The organism is Sporosarcina sp. UB5, assembly GCF_050859005.1.
Taxonomy (GTDB): domain Bacteria; phylum Bacillota; class Bacilli; order Bacillales_A; family Planococcaceae; genus Sporosarcina.
This window is the reverse complement of sequence record NZ_CP125984.1, coordinates 598,099-618,312: the sequence shown is the minus strand read 5'-3', so window position 1 is coordinate 618,312 and position 20,214 is coordinate 598,099. Positions and strand designations below refer to the sequence as shown.

General features: G+C 40.6%; 23 protein-coding genes and 1 riboswitch. Of the genes, 14 read left to right on the top strand and 9 right to left on the bottom strand.

Translation table 11 applies throughout. The features are described 5' to 3' along the window. Positions 1–17: 17 nt before the first annotated feature. The 4 genes from QM454_RS03245 to QM454_RS03230 form a co-directional block, all read right to left on the bottom strand. Positions 18–230, bottom strand: a complete 213-nt coding sequence (locus tag QM454_RS03245; RefSeq protein WP_432361532.1) for a hypothetical protein — start codon at positions 228–230, stop codon at positions 18–20. Between the two features lie 41 nt (positions 231–271). Continuing rightward, entirely contained in the window at positions 272–733 is a 462-nt protein-coding gene (locus tag QM454_RS03240; protein ID WP_432361529.1) for a hypothetical protein, read from the bottom strand. Between the two features lie 204 nt (positions 734–937). Further along, the gene (locus QM454_RS03235) at positions 938–1,357 is read right to left on the bottom strand and encodes a hypothetical protein (RefSeq protein ID WP_432361526.1); all 420 of its coding nucleotides are present in this window, start codon (positions 1,355–1,357) and stop codon (positions 938–940) included. A 171-nt stretch (positions 1,358–1,528) separates the two neighbouring features. Then, complete coding sequence (locus QM454_RS03230) at positions 1,529–2,287, bottom strand: AAA family ATPase (RefSeq protein ID WP_432361523.1); 759 nt, start codon at positions 2,285–2,287, stop codon at positions 1,529–1,531. Between the two features lie 264 nt (positions 2,288–2,551). Between QM454_RS03230 and QM454_RS03225 the strand changes: the two genes are divergently transcribed. The 9 genes from QM454_RS03225 to QM454_RS03185 all read left to right on the top strand — a co-directional run bounded on the left by QM454_RS03225 (position 2,552) and on the right by QM454_RS03185 (position 12,469). Then, a complete protein-coding gene (locus QM454_RS03225; protein ID WP_432361520.1) occupies positions 2,552–3,184 on the top strand; it encodes a hypothetical protein in 633 nt (210 codons plus the stop codon). A gap of 19 nt (positions 3,185–3,203) precedes the next feature. Next, entirely contained in the window at positions 3,204–3,824 is a 621-nt protein-coding gene (locus QM454_RS03220; protein ID WP_432361517.1) for a hypothetical protein, read from the top strand. Between the two features lie 110 nt (positions 3,825–3,934). Then, entirely contained in the window at positions 3,935–4,948 is a 1,014-nt protein-coding gene (locus QM454_RS03215; protein ID WP_432361514.1) for a S66 family peptidase, read from the top strand. A 59-nt stretch (positions 4,949–5,007) separates the two neighbouring features. Then, positions 5,008–5,448: a cell wall hydrolase gene (locus tag QM454_RS03210; RefSeq protein WP_432361512.1), complete on the top strand. Its 441-nt coding sequence runs from the start codon at positions 5,008–5,010 to the stop codon at positions 5,446–5,448. A gap of 204 nt (positions 5,449–5,652) precedes the next feature. Then, a complete protein-coding gene (locus QM454_RS03205) occupies positions 5,653–6,924 on the top strand; it encodes a Rid family detoxifying hydrolase (RefSeq protein WP_432361509.1) in 1,272 nt (423 codons plus the stop codon). Between the two features lie 418 nt (positions 6,925–7,342). Then, positions 7,343–7,444: riboswitch (purine riboswitch) on the top strand. Positions 7,445–7,571: 127 nt separating this feature from the next. Continuing rightward, entirely contained in the window at positions 7,572–8,720 is a 1,149-nt protein-coding gene (locus QM454_RS03200; protein ID WP_432361506.1) for a BMP family lipoprotein, read from the top strand. Positions 8,721–8,832: 112 nt separating this feature from the next. Then, the gene (locus tag QM454_RS03195) at positions 8,833–10,365 is read left to right on the top strand and encodes an ABC transporter ATP-binding protein (protein WP_432361503.1); all 1,533 of its coding nucleotides are present in this window, start codon (positions 8,833–8,835) and stop codon (positions 10,363–10,365) included. After that, positions 10,358–11,509 carry an ABC transporter permease gene (locus QM454_RS03190; protein ID WP_432361501.1) on the top strand — a complete coding sequence of 384 codons (1,152 nt, stop codon included), beginning with the start codon at positions 10,358–10,360 and terminating at the stop codon, positions 11,507–11,509. Before QM454_RS03195 ends, QM454_RS03190 begins: the two co-directional genes overlap by 8 nt. Then, positions 11,510–12,469, top strand: coding sequence for an ABC transporter permease (locus tag QM454_RS03185; RefSeq protein WP_432361498.1), 960 nt, complete (start codon positions 11,510–11,512; stop codon positions 12,467–12,469). Positions 12,470–12,675: 206 nt separating this feature from the next. Here QM454_RS03185 and QM454_RS03180 read toward each other — a convergent pair whose 3' ends face one another. Beyond that, positions 12,676–13,173: a DUF1456 family protein gene (locus tag QM454_RS03180; protein ID WP_432361495.1), complete on the bottom strand. Its 498-nt coding sequence runs from the start codon at positions 13,171–13,173 to the stop codon at positions 12,676–12,678. A gap of 214 nt (positions 13,174–13,387) precedes the next feature. Between QM454_RS03180 and QM454_RS03175 the strand changes: the two genes are divergently transcribed. The 4 genes from QM454_RS03175 to QM454_RS03160 are packed head-to-tail and all read left to right on the top strand — an operon-like array spanning position 13,388 to position 14,716. Beyond that, entirely contained in the window at positions 13,388–13,750 is a 363-nt protein-coding gene (locus QM454_RS03175) for a YrdB family protein (RefSeq protein ID WP_432361492.1), read from the top strand. 6 nt (positions 13,751–13,756) lie between these two features. After that, entirely contained in the window at positions 13,757–14,128 is a 372-nt protein-coding gene (locus QM454_RS03170; RefSeq protein ID WP_432361489.1) for a hypothetical protein, read from the top strand. 43 nt (positions 14,129–14,171) lie between these two features. Further along, complete coding sequence (locus tag QM454_RS03165; RefSeq protein ID WP_432361486.1) at positions 14,172–14,438, top strand: hypothetical protein; 267 nt, start codon at positions 14,172–14,174, stop codon at positions 14,436–14,438. After that, positions 14,435–14,716: a hypothetical protein gene (locus QM454_RS03160; protein WP_432361483.1), complete on the top strand. Its 282-nt coding sequence runs from the start codon at positions 14,435–14,437 to the stop codon at positions 14,714–14,716. Before QM454_RS03165 ends, QM454_RS03160 begins: the two co-directional genes overlap by 4 nt. A gap of 210 nt (positions 14,717–14,926) precedes the next feature. Here the strand turns inward: QM454_RS03160 and QM454_RS03155 are convergent, their stop codons facing one another. The 4 genes from QM454_RS03155 to QM454_RS03140 all read right to left on the bottom strand — a co-directional run bounded on the left by QM454_RS03155 (position 14,927) and on the right by QM454_RS03140 (position 19,065). Then, positions 14,927–16,474: an NlpC/P60 family protein gene (locus QM454_RS03155; protein ID WP_432361480.1), complete on the bottom strand. Its 1,548-nt coding sequence runs from the start codon at positions 16,472–16,474 to the stop codon at positions 14,927–14,929. A 162-nt stretch (positions 16,475–16,636) separates the two neighbouring features. Then, a complete protein-coding gene (locus QM454_RS03150) occupies positions 16,637–17,071 on the bottom strand; it encodes a DMT family transporter (protein WP_432361477.1) in 435 nt (144 codons plus the stop codon). 291 nt (positions 17,072–17,362) lie between these two features. Continuing rightward, entirely contained in the window at positions 17,363–17,977 is a 615-nt protein-coding gene (locus QM454_RS03145; protein ID WP_432361474.1) for a hypothetical protein, read from the bottom strand. A 92-nt stretch (positions 17,978–18,069) separates the two neighbouring features. Further along, positions 18,070–19,065, bottom strand: coding sequence for a hypothetical protein (locus QM454_RS03140; protein WP_432361471.1), 996 nt, complete (start codon positions 19,063–19,065; stop codon positions 18,070–18,072). Between the two features lie 323 nt (positions 19,066–19,388). Between QM454_RS03140 and QM454_RS03135 the strand changes: the two genes are divergently transcribed. Further along, positions 19,389–20,213, top strand: coding sequence for an HNH endonuclease (locus QM454_RS03135; RefSeq protein ID WP_432361468.1), 825 nt, complete (start codon positions 19,389–19,391; stop codon positions 20,211–20,213). Position 20,214: the final 1 nt, after the last annotated feature.

The following is a 20,214-nucleotide window of genomic DNA, read 5'->3' as shown; positions in this document are numbered from 1 at the left end:
CCAAAGCAATTTTCTCTTTAATTAGAAACACCCTTTTTCTCTTTTTGCCAGCGTCTAAATCCTACATATTCCAAAGAACCATAAGCTGTAATCATTGATAAAGTAGGAACAACATAATACTTCGGTGGTCCGAATATAAAAATAACAATAATAAACCCTGAAATGAAAATGGCAGTATATAAGAGATATGATTTTTTACGATGCTTTAAATAGAGTTTTACCTTATCCAATACTTCTCCTTTTACGCTGTTCTGCACCTTATTTGAATAGCTTAACTCCAATAATCTAAAGTCCAGCCCTCAGCCAATCTTTCCTTGAGAAGAGTATCGTTCCACGTTCCCCAAGGCGATAGTCGCTTTTGGTAATCGTTTAATTTATCCACTCTTTCTCTGTGCCAATTCGTATAATCAACAATATACCAGCAAATAAATTCACCTTTTATTATATGGTCAACTCTAAATTTTTTCGGTAATACAAAATCCTTAGGCATTGGATAATTACCCATTTTACTCACTATTTTCCGTGCGAATGCAGCATCTAAAGGAAAATGAATAAGATATAATTCTTTCTGTTCTACTAATTCATTTAACACATCTTTGTTATTGTCCTTATATAAATTCGGTAAGATTCGAATTAGCGAACCTATATCTTCGTTTTTATGAACGTATTGAAAATATGCAATTCCATTTGAAGTTTCAATCCCAAAGACATCACCTATTTTTAAAAGGGGCAATTTTACTCATCCTCCATCTATATCTACTGCAAACGGAAAATATCCTCCAGCATCCGGTGTAAAATCGTAGTATTTATCCAGTAAATATCCAATAGATACATTCATGGGCTATGACCTCTTTCCGCCAGTTGTATCAAGTTAGATGATCAAGAAAAAAGAGCCGTCTAAGCAGCCCAGCTCTTTAAATAAAGCACCTGTTAAATATTATCTTCTAATTATTAACAGTGTTTTCTCGAATATTGAGATGTTGTTGATGTCAATGTTATTAAGGTTGATAGTTTGGTCAAAATGATAATTTCTATCTTCTTCCTCTTGTCCAACCCAACAAGTATATAACTCGCAATAATCTCCTTCTTCGAGGTATCCATTTAACAGATCACATAATGCAAGGAAACTCTCTTTTGCTTCATTGTAACTTTGTCTTAAGTAAAGGTCTTTGTTGTCTGCATCAAATGACATACCTACATATTGATCAGTATAAACCTCATATATCCTCTTAGTTGTGAAGTGTTTCTTAATTAAATCGTGATTAGTAAAGTTATCACCAATTAATATTTTTTCATTACTACTATCATCGCTGTAAGGTAAAGTGAAATTACAACCGAGATAATTAACTATACTCATTTGCCACCAAACCTCTTTCTAACTACTTATACAAAACCAATTTTAGGATACTCTCCAAACTATTAAAACAAGTAAATATAACCAGTTTCCAAAGGAGAATGACGGAATCAACAAAGCCCCAGACACCCATTCAAACGGGTATCTGGGGCTATGCATTTTATGGGGCCTCTACTAATCATCCTGAAAAAGATGATACAACAATCGGTCCCGATCATCGAAAAACTGTTTCATGATAGCGTAATGGTCCGTTTCTTCCAACGTCGTTTCATCGATTCCGTCTTCTGTAATCTGGACGATTTTGGAGAGTGGGTGGGCCATGATGATTGGTGAATGAGTGGAGATGATGAACTGGGACCCTTCCGACACGAGTTCATTAATTCGCGCAAGCAACGACATTTGACGGAGTGGGGATAAGGCGGCTTCAGGTTCATCCAAAATATATAAACCGTTTCCCCTGAAACGTTCCTTGAACACGGCGAAGAAGGATTCCCCATGTGATTGTTCGTGAAGGGATACGCCTCCGAATGAATCAATAATTCTTGGTCCGAATGGGTCTTGGTCAAGCTCCTCGATATTCGTTGCCATATTGTAAAACGTCTCCGCGCGGAAGAAAAAATGGTCCCTCGCACGTTCCGTCCCCTTTACGAGGCGAATATACTCATCGAGTTCCGAGTGGGAATCAAAACTAGAAAAGTTGAAATTCAATGTTCCGCCTTCGGGATTAAATCCATACGCAATGGCAATTCCTTCTAGCAACGTCGACTTTCCCATGCCGTTTTCCCCGATCACATACGTAATGTTCGGATGAAGCTCCAATTCATACAAGTTCCGGACAAAGGGAAGGGTGAACGGAAATATGCCATGCGGTATTTCTTCCTGTTTCAAGCGCACCGCTCGTATGTACTGGGAATTTGAATTCAAAAGTGCCAACGGAAAATCACTCCTGTCTTTTGGTACAGTTAAACATCTATATCTAGTTTTACGGTAGGTGGCGGAAAAGGTTTCACTTTGACTTTCTTCCTCGCTCCATCCTAAGGGGACTTAGGTTAGGAGAGAATGGATTTCTATAGTTTAGAAGTAACATAAAAATGTTTGAAACTTTTTTTGAAAAACTGCGTCTGTACGATGCTCACGAACGTGCAAGTAGAGATTGGAGGAATTTCATTGAAGAAAAAAATAGAGGAGGGCATTCTAATGAAGAAAATAGTAATGTTTTGTAGCATGCTAGTTGTGATGATTCTCGCAGCATGCGGGGATATTGACGAGAAAAACACCAGGGAAGTGAAGTCGAACGCGGACGAAGCTTCACAGTCTCAAGAGGAGACGGAAGCTGCAAAGGAAGAAGTTGAAGAAAAAGAAAAGCCAATTGGTACGCGGTCCAACCCATTGCCATTCGGCGATACGATCACTGTGAAAGAAAATATATACGATGACAGCTTCAACTCTTACGCATCACTCGTTGAGATTACATTGCTAGAAACGATTCGTGGCGACGAAGCATGGACAATCATTGAAAAAGAGAACATGTTTAATGAACGAGCTGCGGAGGGATTTGAATACGCGATCGTGAAAGTGAAAGGATTCCTAAAAGAATCCGAAACAGAGGATGACAGTCTTTATTTCAGCAGCATGAATTTCAACTTCGTGTCGAATGAAGGAGAAGTGTATGACTGGATGAGTGCTGTTATTCCGCATGAATTATCAAAGGAAATATACAATGGCGGCATGGCAGAAGGCTATATTGTCAATCAAGTGAAAATTGGAGATGACTTCAAGATTTCCTATGATTCGAGTGAAGGTTCACCTGTGTTCTTTTTAGTACAATAAGTTAATGGAGATGAAATTGATGAAGAAAAAACTGTTAGCAATTCTGTTGTTTGCTTTACTGATCGTGGCGGCTTGTTCATCTACGGATGAGGCTAATGATAAAGTGGATAGTAAAGAAGATAAGAAAACTGAAGAAACGAGCGGCGCCGTAGCAGTCGATAAAGGGCTCCTGAACGTTGAAGTAACAATACCAGCCTCCTTCTTGGAGGGCGAAGACATCGATTCTGTCGTAGCCCAAGCGAAAGAAGACGGCATTAAAGACGTTAAGAAAAACGACGACGGATCCGTTACTTATAAAATGACGAAAGCAAAGCATAAAGAAATGATGCTAGAAATGAAAGCAAGTGTAACGGAGTATGTTAATGAACTGATCAATGATGAAGACTTTGCCTCCATCAAGGACATTAAGCATAATAAGGATTTCTCCAAGTTCACACTAGTCGTCGACAAGGATGCGTACGAAAACAGCTTTGATGTATTTGCATCGCTAGGACTTGCGATGTCTGGGATGTTTTATCAGCTGTATGATGGTGTCGATGCTGAGAAGCTAAATGTGACAATCGATACGGTCGATCAGAGTACTGGAGAAGTTTTCGGTACGGTTAATTATCCTGAGGCATTTGAGGATATTGAGGAATAAATAAGGGGCGGAGGCGTAATGCTTCCGGCTTTTTTTATTTGCATGAAACGTTGGCTACATTTCTATTGTAAATTTGCTATAATCAGAAAAAGGTAGGAGGGGATGGAATAATGATTACGTATCCATATTTGCCGGACGGTGCAACGATTGGCATTACTGCTCCGTCATCTGGTGTGGAAATTGAATTGCAAGGATTGGTGAAGCAAGCAATTGGGAAGATGGAGTTAAAGGGCTTCCGCATTGTAACAGGGGACACGGTATGGACGCAGGATAAGGCGAAGTCGGCACCGGCGATCATTCGCGCCAAGGAAGTGAACGGGATGTTGCAGGATGAGGCAATCGATTTCATTTTTCCTCCTTGGGGTGGGGAGTTGTTAATTGAGATTTTAGAGCATATTGAATTTGAAAAAGCAACTCCAAAGTGGATTCTTGGCTATTCGGATACGAGTGTGCTCCTCCTTGCGATGACATTGAAGACGGGCATCGCGACGGCGCATGGAACGAATCTCGTCGACATGAGGGGCGAGCAAACCGATCCGACGACAGCAATGTGCTGGTCTGTACTCAAGACAAAACCCGGTGAGTCGGTCACGCAACAGTCCTCCGAACAGTACCAGAAGAAATGGCAGCATGATAATCCGAGCCCGTGGGTATTCCATCTGACAGAACCGACGGAATGGAAATCGATTTCCGGAGAACCGGTACAGATGAAAGGGCGTCTGCTAGGGGGATGTGTCGACGTCATCCGGCATCTTGTAGGAACACCTTTCGGGGACGTGGCGGCTTTCCAAAAGGAGTTTATTAACGACGAGCCGATCCTTTGGTATTTCGAGAACTGCGAACTTTCCACGACTGACATGCGCAGATCGCTTGTGCAAATGAAGTACGCGGGCTGGTTTGACAATTGCTCCGGCATCATGTTCGGCAGAAGTCCTGCGAATCAGCCTGTACGGAACTATGAAATTATAGATGTTTATGAAGAGTTGGCGAAAGAGCTTGGTGTCCCGATCGTTTACGATATCGACTGCGGACACGTCCCACCACAAATGACGTTCATTAACGGAGCATCTGCTGAAGTGAAAGTGGAAGCTGGGAAAGGGACGGTTGTTCTGTGTTTTAATTAACATCGGTAAAATGTCATTAAAGCTGGCTATTTTTCATACAATACATTTGGGGTGGAAAAATGCCGAGAGTTAAGTACCGAGAAGCGGACGTTGGTTTAATGGCAAGGATGATGAGAGCGGAAGCCGAGGGTGAAGGAAACCAAGGGATGTTATATGTAGGCAATGTCATTGTTAATCGTGCTGTAGCTGACTGTTTAGACTTCCGAGATGTACGAACGATTGAAGATGTCATTTTTCAGGTACAGGGAGGAAATTATTCTTTTGAAGCTGTTCAAAAGGGGAATTTATTTTATCAACGAGCGAGAGAATCTGAAAAAAAATTAGCAAGACGGAATTTGGATAATTGGAGACAACATCCAGCAAAATTTGCACTTTGGTATTTCAATCCATTCGGACCTTGTCCTCCAACATGGTACAACCAACCGTTTACTGGCCAATTTAAACTTCATTGTTTTTATGAACCAATCGCAGGAACGTGCGCAAGTGTTTATAGCGGTTAATAAAGGGGTCGGAGGCGTATGCTTCCGGCCTTTTTTATTTGTGTTTAGAGGTAAAACAGCTGTTCACACAAGAGACACATATACCATGTGTCAAAACGAATAAAGCCTGCTATACTCACCTAGAGTAACCATTCGAGAGGGTACTCACTCAAGTTTTGTAGAATAAAATAAGTACACAAAATCCATCTGAAAGAGGCATACATCATGAGTAGTTATAACGCAGTAGTAGCAAGAAATACGGAAAATGCTCCAACAAGTATCGGTCCATATTCACAAACTGTAGCTTTCTCTCATTACAATCATCTTTCAGCTCAATTACCTATCGAACCACAATCAGGTAAACTGGTAGCTGGTGGGGTAAAAGAGCAGGCTGAACAATGCTTCAAAAATATTAAGGCAATCGTAGACAGCATCGATCATACGATGAGTGATGTTGTTAGAATCACTGTATTCGTTACGAATATTAAAGACGTTGACGCTGTAGACGAAGTGTATAAAACATTCTTTACAACTTATGTTCCTGCACGGACGGTAGTCGCAGTAGCAGCTTTACCTATGGATGCTTTAGTGCAAGTTGAAGCACTTGTTTCACACGGTGAAGGAACAATTCCAAACGCACCACAAGCAGGCGACCTTGTTAAGCTTACAAATAATACGCCAAATGCACCAACATGTGCTCTATCTACACAAACTGTTTCATTCTCTCACTACAATAATCTTTCAGCTCAACTGCCAATCGATCCGAAAACTGGCAGATTAGTAGCTGGCGGCGTAAAAGAGCAGGCTGGACAGTGCTTGAAAAATATTAAGGCAATTTTAGAAAGTATCGACGTTCCTTTTGACGATATTGTTAAAATTAACATCTTCCTTAAAGACCTTTCGGATACGGAAGCTGTAAACGAAGTGTATTCAACATTCTTCCCAGACTCGGCAATCGCTAGAACTGTAGCTTACGTCCCTGCACGTACAGTTGTTGCAGCTTCAGCTTTACCGATGGATGCTTTAGTACAAATCGAAGCAGTCGTGTCACACGGAGACGGTACACCTCCACAACCTGTTGAAGACAGACATGGAATCGTTATTTGGGCGAACAACACTGAAAATGCACCAAAGTGTTCCCTATCTACACAAACTGTAGCATTCTCTCATTACAATAACCTATCAGCTCAATTACCAATCGATCCAAAAACGGGTGAAGTAGTAGCTGGTGGTGTAAAAGAGCAAGCTGAACAGTGCTTGAAAAACATGAAAGCAATTGTAGAAAGTATCGAACACGTTTTAGACGATGTCGTTAAAGTAAATATCTTCCTTAAAGATATCGCGGATATCGATGCGGTAGACGAAGTGTACACAACATTCTTCCCAGGCGGCGTTCCTGCACGAAGAACAGTTGGCGTATGCGCGTTACCTGGAGATGCCCTAATCCAAATCGATGCAGTTGTCTCAAACGCTGAAGGAACACCTCCAAGAGCATAACAAATTGTGTGGGTGCGCTTTGTGTGGGTGCCTGTGCAACACACTATTCAGACAATACACTACAATTGCATAAAATAAAATGAAGAAGCCGACCAAATCAACAATTGGTGGGCTTCTTTTTGCATATATATTACTTTTATTGAATTGTCATAAATGTGTGCCGCACTGTGCAGAACACTATTCAGATAATACACTACAATTGCATAAAATAAATGTAGAAGTCGATTAAATCAACGAATGGGCGGCTTCCTTTTGTATATATATTACTTCTATTGAATTGTCATAAATGTGTGGTGCACAGGCACCGTTAATGGGGAACGTTAATGAGGAAATGGTAATTCCGAACGATGGGGGTTGTTTTTGATAAATCATTTGGTTTTTTATTGACAGCTGGAAGCTGTGGTGTTAGTATGAGTTAGTAAAAATTAAATACTATTCTCGTATAACGTTGGGGATATGGCCCGAAAGTTTCTACCAAGCTGCCGTAAAGAGCTTGACTACGAGGTTGTGTATATAAGTATGGGGATAAATTACGTAATTATCTCTATTATTTACCTTCCTGGAGTCAAGCACCGATGTCATTCGGTGCTTTTTTAATTTTTACATGAACGACAAATTTAACATGATTAACAGGGAGGATCATTTCGATGACGAAAAATACAAAGAAATTAGCAATGGTATTAGTCCTTGCTTTAATGACTGTTGTTATGGCCGCGTGCGGAAGTAACTCAGCAGATAAAAAGGAAGATAAGGCGGGCACTGGTGAAGGATTGAAAATCGCTATTGTAACTAGCCCTTCTGGTGTTGACGATGGAAGCTTCAATGAAGATAACTATAATGGAATTTTGAACTTTATTAAAAATAATCCAACAGCAACAGTGAAGTCTGTGAAAGAGCCAACTGGTGATCCTGCTGCTGCTGTACAAGCAGTTGCTGATATTGTGGCAGATTATGATGTCATTGTTACACCTGGGTTCCAGTTTGCTGGCGTTTCTAGCATCGCTGTAGAAAACCCAGATAAAATCTTTATTATGAATGACACTGAGCCAGCTCCTGTAGATGGCCAAACAGATTTTGATAATGTTTATGCAATGAATTTCGCTGAACAAGAAAGTGGTTTCTTTGCAGGAATGGCTGCAGCACTTGAAACGAAGACAAACAAAGTAGCGGTTGTAAATGGTATCGCTTATCCTTCAAATGTAAACTACCAATTTGGTTTTGAATCAGGCGTAAATTATGCGAATAAAGTATACGGAAAAAACGTTGAAGTCGTTGAGTTATCTGGTTATGCAGGAACTGATGTGACGGGTGCTAATGTTGGTGGTAACTACGCAGGATCTTTTGCAGATGAAGCAACTGGTAAAGTAATCGGAAATGCATTGATTAAACAAGGTGTAGATATTATGTTTGTTGCTGCAGGTGGTACGGGTAATGGTGTATTCACAGCAGTTAAAGAAGCGAAGGGCGACGTAAAAGTAGTTGGTGTCGATGTTGACCAATATGATGACGGCGCAAATGGTTCTAAAAATATCGTATTAACATCTGGTGTGAAATTTATGGGCATGAACATTGAAAAGGCATTGAACTCTGTTGCTGACGGAACGTTTGCAGGCGGAAATGTAGTTCTTCATGCAGATACAGATTCAACTGGTTTCATTAAAGAAGAAGGTCGTCATCAATTATCTGAGGATACGCTAAACAAATTGAATGAAGCGTACGAGTTAGTGAAAGATGGCACGATCGTACCTGCATCTAATTTTAATGAACACACTCCGGAAAAGTTTCCAGGACTATAAGATGAATTAGCGACACAATGACAGTAGAAGTTTATCAGTTCCCTACTCAGTGAATAGTAGAGAGTGATGAACTTCTATTGTTTTTCCGATTTATGAGGAAGGAGATCGAACGATGTCAGATTATATTGTAGAAATGAAACATATAACGAAACGTTTCCCTGGAATCGTAGCGAATGATGACGTATCCATTGGCATTAAAAAAGGCGAGATTTTTGCCTTACTCGGTGAAAATGGTGCAGGTAAATCAACATTAATGAGCGTTCTGAGTGGGATGTATGAACCCGATGAAGGAGAAATCTTTATTCGAGGGGAGAAGGTTCAAATTAGTTCGCCGAACCATGCAGCAAACCTTAACATCGGAATGGTTCACCAGCATTTTAAGTTAGTCGAGGATTATACGATTACAGAGAATATTATTTTAGGGATTGAACCCATTAGCAAATTTGCCGGTATCTTTCCATATGTAGATATTCGAAATGCGAATCGTAAAATTGAAGAGCTGTCCAAGAACTTTGGCTTGGAAGTGGATCCTACGAAGAAAATTGCCGATCTAACGGTTTCCATGCAGCAACGTGTCGAAATTTTAAAGGTGCTTTATCGTGAAGCTGAAATTCTTATTTTTGATGAACCAACTGCCGTCCTAACGCCACAAGAAATCGAGTTCTTACTCGGTATTATTGAAGGTCTGCGAAATAGTGGAAAAACAATCATTTTAATTACACATAAGTTAGAGGAAATTAAAAAAGTGGCTGACCGTTGTGCCGTATTGAACAAAGGTAGATTGATTGATGTGTTAGATGTGAAGACGACATCGACGAATCTAATGGCTCAATTAATGGTCGGTAGAGAAGTAAGTTTTGAATCTGAAAAAACACCGGCTCAATTTAAAGAGGAAGTATTGAAAGTTGAACAGTTAACGGTGAAAAATGAGGACGGATTTGAAGTCGTGAAAGACGTCTCCTTTACGATACACGGTGGGGAAATATTTGCGATTGCAGGTGTCGCAGATAATGGTCAAGTTGAAATTGCGGATGCCATTGCCGGTTTAGCAAAGGCGAGTGGCGGAAAGATCTTCCTCAATGGACAGGATATTACGAATGACAGTATACGAAGCAGAACGGAATCTGGAATTTCGTATGTACCTGAAGATCGTCAACGATTTGGATTGTTTTTGGACTTTGATGTCGCAACGAATATAGCTTCTAAGCAGTATTACAAAGAGCCGTTTTCGAATAAAGGGATTTTGAATAAACAGGAATTCGATCAATATGGCAGTCAGTTAATTGATAAATATGATATTCGAAGTGGACAAGGGATTAAGACGCAAGTTCGTTCGATGAGTGGCGGTAACCAGCAAAAAGCAATTATTGCCCGTGAGATCGAATTACAGTCTCCGCTCATGATTTTCGTGCAGCCAACACGTGGAGTAGATATCGGTGCAATTGAAAACATTCATAAGATGATCATCGAGCAACGTGATCAAGGAAAAGCGATTTTACTTGTATCATTAGAGTTGGATGAAATTATGAACGTAGCGGATACGATCGGCGTTATTTATAATGGCCAACTTCAAAAGATTGCAAGCAGCGAATCGTTAACGACGAATGAAGTCGGTGAATATATGATGGGGGCAAAGCATGAGTAAAGATAAAAAGAACACAAGCTTAAGTTATCGTCTGTTGTTGCCGATACGGAATGAAAAATGGCAACCAATCACAATTCCGGTCGCCTCGATACTACTTAGTTTCATCGCCGCGGCGATCGTCATCTTGTTGCTCGGCAAAAATCCGTTGCAAGCATTTTACAACTTGTTCCAAGGAGCAGGAATTTTTCCGAAGCCAACGTACGCTGGCTATAAGAGCATGCTCACCGACTTTTTGCAATTGCTAAACGCTATGACGCCAATGGTATTTGCAAGCCTTGCAGTAGCAGTTGCGCTTAGAGCGGGCCTATTTAATATTGGGGTTTCCGGTCAAATGCTCTTCTCAGGATTTTTAGCGACGATTATTGTTGGTTACAGTGGGTTGGATGCCTTCATTGCAAAACCGCTTGTATTGCTTGTCGGAATGGTTGCCGGCGGCTTAATGGGCGGATTAGTCGGATGGTTAAAATATAAATTTAACATCCATGAAGTTGTAACGACGATCATGCTTAATTATATTGCTCAATACGTTATTAGCTTCTTTATTCATATGTATTATATTGACCCGGTTTCACGACAATCCAAATATATTACGGAAGCAGCACGATTGACGTTAGTTAACGTCGAGTTCGCAAACTTGAAAATGAATATTCCATTGGGCTTTATTTTGGCAATTGCAATGGCAATTTTCATTAAGTTCTTTATGGATAAAACAGTTGTTGGGTTTGAAATTAAAGCAGTAGGTTCGAACCGAAATGCAGCAAACTATACAGGCATTAAGGTCGGAAGAAATACAGTGCTAGCGATGATCATTTCAGGTGGTTTAGCTGGTCTTGCAGGTGTTACGTATTATTTAGGCTACTACGCTTCCATCCAGCCAAAAGTGTTAACAAGTCTCGGTTTTGACTCTATCGCGGTTGCACTATTAGGAAACGCTCATCCAATCGGAATTATTTTTTCATCCTTCTTAGTATCCATTATCGACCAAGGAAGCACGTATATGAGTTCACAAGCTGGGATCAGACGAGAAATTGCTTCTGTCATCATCGGGCTCATCCTACTATTTAGTGCGTGTGGTGAGTACTTGAAGCATAAAGTGAGCCGCTTGAAGGAAAAAGAAGTGGATCGAAAGGACAGTGAATCATAAATGGATACGATTATTATTGATGGATTATCCTTTGCTCTGCCTCTTTTTATTATGGCAATCGGCGGTATATATAGTGAAAAAAGTGGGATTACAAACCTAGCACTTGAAGGGTTTCAAGGGTTCGGTGCATTCATCGGAGCGATGTCAGCAGTGTTAATCGCAAATGCGACAGGAGCACCTATTCAAGATATGTTCTACGTGGCGTTACTATTTGCGATGATTGGCGGAATGGGCTTTTCCGTTATCCACGCTGTGTTAAGTATTAAATTTAAGGCAAATCAAGTGATCAGCGGTGTTGTCATTAATATTTTGGCGTTAGCTTTAACGACTTTCTTAACGACACAAATTAATGCCCTCGTATTCGGAGCCGCTTCGGACAAGTTCCGATTAGGTGTATCAGAGCGGTTTACGATTGACGGCTTAGCGAATATACCTGTCATCGGTGCGGTATTTACGAATGTGTATCCGTTCCAAGTAATTATCGTTGTCATTGCCATTTTTGCTTGGTATGTATTGTATAAAACAAAGTTTGGAATGCGCCTACGAGCGAGTGGAGAAAATCCTCAATCCGTTGACGCGGCTGGTGTAAATGTATATAAAATCCGGTTTTCTGCGGTTCTAATATCAGGACTGTTATCAGGTCTTGCGGGTATGTGTTTCGCCTATTCCATTTCAGCCCAATTTTCTTCAGGCATTTATATGGGATACGGATTCTTAGCGATCGCCGCATTAATCTTCGGCAACTGGCGAATTCTCCCGACATTAGCAGCTTGTCTATTATTCGGTTTCGCTAAATCCGGGGGAATGTTCATTGCACAAGCAATGGCATTGCCAAGCAGCTTCACCGATTTATTCATGATCCTACCGTACGTAGTAACGTTATTATTATTAATCTTCTTCTCCAAATCAAACCGCGCCCCAAGAGCGTTAGGTGAGATTTATGATAAAGGGAAGAGGTAAGTAAATTCGGAATTAATTCGGTGCCTGTGCAGCACACAATTCAGTAAATACACTACAATTGTATAAAGAATATGAATAAGCCAACCGTATCAAGTACCGGTTGGCTTATTTGTGTATTTTTATACTATTTGTTGAATTGTCATAAATGTGTGCTGCACAGCCGCCGAAACAATTCTGAATTATTCGGGTGCCTAGTGCTTTCATGATTAGGCCCTATATTTTAAAGCTAACCCTTTTAAGAAGTTTCGAGCATATCGATCTAGGCACGGTTTATAATTTTTGTGGCCTTCTTTTCTCAATACAGCGCTTAGTTCGCCTTTTGATACAATGACTCCTGCGTCTTCTAAAATATCAAGCATATCCTCACCCGTTAACGCGAGTGCTATTTTCACTTTCTTTAGTAGGATATTATTAACATTTTCATTCGTAATGCTAGATCCTGCTGGAGCTTGAGGTTGTCCTGGTTTTGGCTCTTGTTTTCCTCGTTTATAGATAATGAGGCCATTTAAAAATGAATCCAACATGTGATTCGTACACTTCATTTGCAATTCATTTTCTGCTTCATCATCATTTGATTTTGTAAGCAACAGTAGCACATCTTCTTTTGTTACTTCAACGCCACCAAGTTTGAAAATGTCTACCATCTCAGTATTTTTTAAATCTAAAGCATATCGTAATCGAATTAATATATCATTATTATTCATTTATAGACCTCCTGTATAGTGCTGTAAGTTTAAAGCGACTTCATCCTTATTATTGCCCTTTTGTGCGTTACTATTATGTAGTTAATCGATTAAAACTCAATAATAGCACAGAAAACTAATATTAAATCAAATGCTGTATATTACAAATAAGTCGAAACCAATTCCTTGAATAGTACGTATAGTAAAGCTATTACGAAATTAAGGGTGTATGGGAATGAAAGTAAACCTAGCGCTTCGCTTTATGTTAGAGATGTGTGGCCTAGTTGCCGTGTCACACTGGGGATTTCAAAGTGGTGGTGGTTTTCTGATGAAAGCAGTATTAGGCATGGGATCACCTCTGTTAATGGCAATCGTTTGGGGGATCTTTGTCTCACCTAAGGGTCCTCTGCGAGTCAAAGGTTCTGGGCGAGTAGTACTTGAACTTATCATTTTTAGTGTAGCTGCTTTCGCTTTATATGATGTTGGAAAACCATCCTTGGCAATTATGTTAGCAATCTTAGCAGTAGTAAGTAGTATATTTAACCACCTATTGGAGCAACAAAGGTCCTTTGCCGAGATAGTTAGAAGGGGGAGGTAGCTAGTTATGAAACTAAACAAATACACGATACTCCTATTGGCCGTTTATTGTATTCCGTTCGTTTTTCTCTCCATGTATGATGATTACAAAAACTATTCAATGATCGTTTACGGACTGATGATTATCGCCGTATGGTATTTCGCCTTTTTAGCAAAAAGAAAATCGTCTTTCATTGTGCTTCTGATCGCTAATATCCTCTCTTTTCTCAGTTCGTATAGTTGGGTGTTACGTGTGAATAAAGTGGAGGAATGGGAAGGATATTTCAAGCCGTTCTCATCCGTGCAATTACTAGTACTCGTCACTGTTCTAATTATTTTGCTGCAAGTGGCAGTTTATCTGTTTACTAGACCTGCCAAGGGAGAAAGAAGAGGGAAGTGAACATTGTCTAATAGCTTATCAATATCATAATGGAGGTGGCAAGATGGTCAGAAGAAGAGGGATCTACGAAGTGAACGTTCTTGGCAAGCAACTCTCTTGCTTGTTCTGTCAGGGGAATCAATTCCGGCATCGAGAAGTATACATGGATTTACAGCCATTAGGTGGAACGGAGACGGAACAGCTCACCTTTCAATCGCTAACTTGCACAACATGCGGCGATAACCGTATGTTTCAGGAAAAAGAAGTTTACGACCAGACACTAGAAAAACATGTACCGAGCATTGAATACACGGAAGTGATAAAGGAATGAGCATCAGTTATTTACGGCCAATTAAGTGCCGAATAACGGTCTTTGATAAGCTGATGATTTGCAGATTCTGTTCCAACGATGTGTTTATTCCATATGAAATGCTTATTAATGTTGAACAGCCAGGAGTCGGTTGTTTATATGGTCACGATCTGGCGGTTTGTCAGCATTGCGGGGAAGTGAACCATTTTAGCGACCCGAGTGGTTTTGATAATGATAAAGATATATTTGTATGGGCTTTAAAACAGTATGCAGTGGATGAAGATGAGACGGATGAATGAGGAGTCCCCAGATAGTATGACCAAATGTCTGGTGCCAGTATCTGGTGCCTGTGCAGCACACAATTCAGTAAATACACTACAATTGTATAAAGTATTTGAAGAAGCCAGCCGTATCAATTACCGGTTGGTTTATTTGTGTATTTATATCCACAATATTGAATTGTCATAAATGTGTGTTGCACAGCGGCGGAAACAATTTTGAATTATTTATCAATCTGCCATCAAATATCTGCGTGCGCCGGAATAATTTTTCTTAAATGAAGGTGTGTCGATTGAAATAACCTCTACACTCCTTGAAGAGTTTGGGGCATGGATCATCTTGCCGTCACCGACGTACATCGAGACGTGATAGACTTTTCCCTTGCCACCATTGTGAGCGAAAAATAGTAGATCACCAGGTTGTAGCTGATTGCGACTAACCGCTTTTCCATGAGTTGCCTGAACGAAGGAATCTCGTGGGATAATGATGCCGTGGTTTTTATAGACGGAATAGGTGAGGCCTGAGCAGTCAAAACCGTAAGCAGAAGTACCTGCCCATATATAGGGAAGCCCCACAAATCGTTTGGCACTGTCGATGATGTCTTTTGCCGACGGTTTCGGTATAGCTGCGTAATTTGCATACACTTTGGCATCCTTCTTCAACATGAATTTCGTCTGGCCATCGACTGTTAAAACCTCCAGGAATTCACCGAGTTCATCCACGACTGGCAATATTGTCGTGTAACTAATGTCCAACCATTTCTGTTTGCTATCCAATTTCGGTACATTGTAGAGCGTTGCTATTTTTGCATCCACAACGGCGATTGGACAATTTGTATCGTTAATAGTGGAAGCTGCTACATGCGATTTCGGGACCCAACCTTCATAGCCATTCTTATGTCCGGTTTTCGGTTGGTCCTTAATCGCTATATAATGCCAGTTCCCACTCGATTTTATAATTTCGACAGGATTCCCATACAACGCTTGCGTGTCCGTCCGACCGATAAGCCATTGCTTTTCGGCAATTGTCAATTGGGACGTCCATTTTTTCATATCCGGTTTTGCCTGGATCGAAATCTCATCGATCTTACGCGTTTTGCCGGGCGTATGCCAGACGTTCGTCACCGGAACAGTAATGGCATATGATTTTTTAGCTTCCGTTGAATAGCAGGCAGGTCGCGTTCTGAATTCCGGGTTCATTATTCTTGCTAAAAAGACGCTGAAATGTCCTTTTGTTATAGGAGTGGTCGGCTTGAATGTCCCATCCATATATCCAAAAGTAATCTCATTTTCTATCAAAATTCCGATTGCATCACTTGCCCAATAGGATGCAGGAACATCGCGGAATAGCGTTTCAGACTTTCCTTCTAACTTAAAAGCAGAAACGAATATAGATGCCGCTGCCCCTCGTGACAACTGCGCATAGGGCATGAATTCTCCTTTTCCATTCCCAACCATGTATCCATTGGACGCCATCGCTTGGACTGTCGCATAGAAATCATCCTCTGGACGCACATCAAGAAAATCGACCTCTGGAAACGCTTCATTACTCAACCCTAGCGCCTTCACAATTATTTCCGCCGCTTCGATACGTGAAATCGCTTCATTGAAACCGAATGATGGAGTTGCTGTCAGAATGCCTTTGCTGACAAGATATTCAATTTCTTTGCTTGCGGAATGGGTAGGGGGGATATCTACATATGAAGGTGCAGCATGAACGGAAACACTTGCGAAGAAAAGACAAAGTACAAATAAAAGGCCACCAATCGTGTTTTTCAAAGCACCATCTCCTTCTCTTATATAGCACGGGTACCTAATCCATATTGAATATAATTGTATGAGAAGGAAATGGATAAATGCTTAATTGGGGATGCAATCGGGTATATCATACGGGCACTGATGAAATCAATGTGATATAAAACTAGTCCCCATTCCCGTTAGTTATTTATGATTGAATAAATACAGGGAGAAAAACAATAAAATAATAGCTGCGCATTTTTTTAAATCGATCGGTTTAACTTCTCCGCCAAATAGCCCAAAATGGTCGATAATCGCTCCCAATAAGATTTGCCCAGCAATGACGGCAATGAGCGTAGGTGCTACGCCGAGCTTTGGCACAATTAATATAGTAACGATCACATAAAATGCACCTAACAGACCTCCGAGTAACTGCCATTTAGGGACTGTAGAAACCGCCATAAAATTTCCTTTACCAAAAAATAAAACAATAAAAAACAATGCAAGTGTACCTATACCAAATGAGATAAAGGAAGCCTCTAATACACCTGTCCTTTTCCCTAAACTACCATTAATTTGTACTTGAAAGGCGACTGCAGCACCGCCTAACATTGCTAACAAAGGAAATAATAGTTTCACAACCCCACCCCTTAAAATAATAGTGAATGGCGACTCACATAAGTTGCTAATAAGAGCCGATATCTAAATTCATGCTAACATAATAAGAATGCATTTTGTCATACTTTTTAGTGAATGACAATCAATCAATTGTACGGGTGCTTGTACATTAAGATAATCAACTAAATGCATGATCTAAATTAAGAAAACCCTTTTCGAGCCTATTGACTTGAAAAGGGTTTTCTTAATGTTCATCGTAACAGCTGTTGAGCCCATTAAAACAGTTTGGTTTTTTGGTTATTGTTTTTTTCCTCAGTCCCATTTCGCATCCGTCCAGACGACCTTGTACAGCAAGGCGATGTCATAGGTTTCAAGCCCTTTAGGCAACCCACTGTCGTCCGAAGGCACAATACTGCGAAGCATGCTGCCTTTCGTTCCGACCCAAGCGGCAAGATAAATCGGTTTGTCTTTAAGGAGAGTGGAATCTGTTCCTACGAGATTACCGAATGAGCGGGCCAAGCTTGCAACTTCAATGGGGTATGTGGTCGATGTGCTTCCTGAAGGGTAGCTGAGCGTGATTTTTGCGTGTCCTTCATCGAGTTCCGCCACGTTGAACGAAATCAATTCCCCCTTGAAGCGTTTGTCAAGCGTCGAAGATGTGAGAAGTAGTTCCTCTTTAAGTCTCCCTTCATGATAGACCTCAACGGAATACTTCAAATCTTCATCTTCGGCAATCTTCCCGTTCACTGTAAAAAATTGCGGAATGTCCGCTCCTGCCATCGTAAGCAATAGCCTTTCATGTTCGCTCAATGTATACGGCTTGATGCTCAATGTTGCACCGGATGGACCTTTAGATGACGGGAAAGAGCAGCCCACCAAAAGAAAAATCGACATCAATGCGATTAAATACTTTTTGATATTTTTCATACAACTCCCCTTTAATAATTTGATTTTATTTCTTATACGCATTTTAAAGCAATAAGTTTCACAAAATATTCCTTATATGGGGGCTAGGATAATCAATTCCAAGTTTCAAGCGTATCCTCTTCCTTCTCCCTCTCCATATACTCCGCCCGCAACTCAGAAAGCGTCTTTCCCGTCTCCTGATGAACAGCAAACATATACGTTTGCACGCTGGACCAACCGAAGACACCCTTCAACCATCTTTGCATGGATTGCTCTTCGCCGTTCACTTGCACATTCCCATTCGCCAGCAATACCCCTTCAACTTCCTTACCTTTCGCGACAATAATATCACCAGCCTTTACAACCCCCCATTCGAGCATCGCGTCAATTTTAGGTAGGTTTCGTCGAGTAGTCTCCTTCCGCGAACTTATCTTTGCTCGCGTCTCAGTAAAAGGCACGTAAAAGTCATGATAGCTGTTTACCGGCAAAACCTTCTCGGTACTTATGTAAAGGTCATCGTTGATTTGATACGGAATCAATTTGTAACAGCTAATATCGACAGTGTTGCTATTGAGCCATGCCACTGCCGACAACGTTTGCTCATCATAATCGGCAGCAACTAATATGATTTTCTGCTTATTATTAAAATCTGTACTATCCTTCCCGTTTTCACGAAGAAACTCCAGTACCTTTCGAGTGCCTAATTCCGTGCTCGTCAGGGGACCGCTTTCAAACTCGCCTCTATACTTCTCAATATACGGCGCGTAAATTCGTTTAACCAAGTCCTCTACATCCTCAATCGTTGCATAGCTCGCTGCATAACGGATCGCCTGAAATTCAAACGCCTCTTTGCGCCTCTCGATATCCTTACGATCCCTTTTGATTTCAATCAACACAATATTTCCTTCGTGATCAATCGCCGTCAAATCACTAATTCCGTTGCTCGCATTCCGCACTTGCTTCCCCACAATAAGCATCGATTCCTCATCATCACAAATCATCTCTATGTTTTTTCTAAGTAGCTCTTCAATATCACTTTCCCTGTAATTAATATTGGAGAAAGTCGTCTTGTCTATTTTTGTAACATTGGTGTCGGATATTTTGTACATGGTGGATACCTCCTTTTGGAAATGGGCTGGTAATTTGAATGTATCATAGTTTTTGCGGGATTGGGAGGAGGATAGGTGGAATTAAAATGAACTAAACATCTCTAAACCGTGTGCCTTGGTGAAAGATACTAGTTGTCTGAATCCGAATTATGCGGGTGACTGGTACTTACCTAGTTTGGATGCTGTATTATCTAAAGTACCAGTAATATTCTACATCTTATTTAAAAAATATATATGATGAATATTTTTGCGGGAATCTGTAATTATCTGATAATCTAGTATTAGAGTTGGTTGTCGGAAAGTAAAGTAGAGGGGGAAGGAATATGGGGTTTGATCCAGGGTTAACTATCGGAGAGATTGTTACAAATGATGATATTAGACACATCTTTAAATGTGGCAACATGGGAGGAATGAGGAGATCCAAGACAACAAACACGCTAATTATTGTTACGGATCATACAAAAGGATTATATGATGACCGCTGGGAGGGAGACATCCTTCATTACACAGGAATGGGTAAAAACGGCGATCAAAACATTAATTTTGCACAGAACCGTACGTTAAATGAGTCAAATACAAATGGAGTGGACGTTTTCCTTTTTGAAGTTGTGAAGGAAAGAGAATACACATATTTGGGTCCTATTGTTCTTTCGGATACGCCCTATCAAGAAGAACAGCCCGGTGAAGATGGCCAAATAAGGAAGGTATGGATTTTCCCTGTGAAACTAAAAAATAGTGAAGAGGTTTCTTTACTATCAAAAGACTTGCTTGAACAGAATTTCTATGAGAAATGGAAGAAGGCAAGACGTTTATCAACTAAAGAAGTGAAGGAAAGAGCTGAAAAAACTGGAACGAAAAATGTCGGTTCCAGAAAATCAGTCGTCAAAACGTATGAAAGGAATCCGTATGTCACCGAATATGCAAAAAGAAGAGCTAACGGGATATGTGAACTATGTGAGGGACCGGCACCTTTCAAGAATAAACAGGGAGAACCTTATTTAGAAACGCATCATATAAAATGGCTCGCAAATGGTGGCGAGGACACAATTGAGAACACTGTAGCGTTGTGTCCAAATTGCCATAGAAAGATGCATGTTGTTGAGTCTGAAGAGGATTTTAACAAGCTTAATCAAATTGTAAAGGCATGAG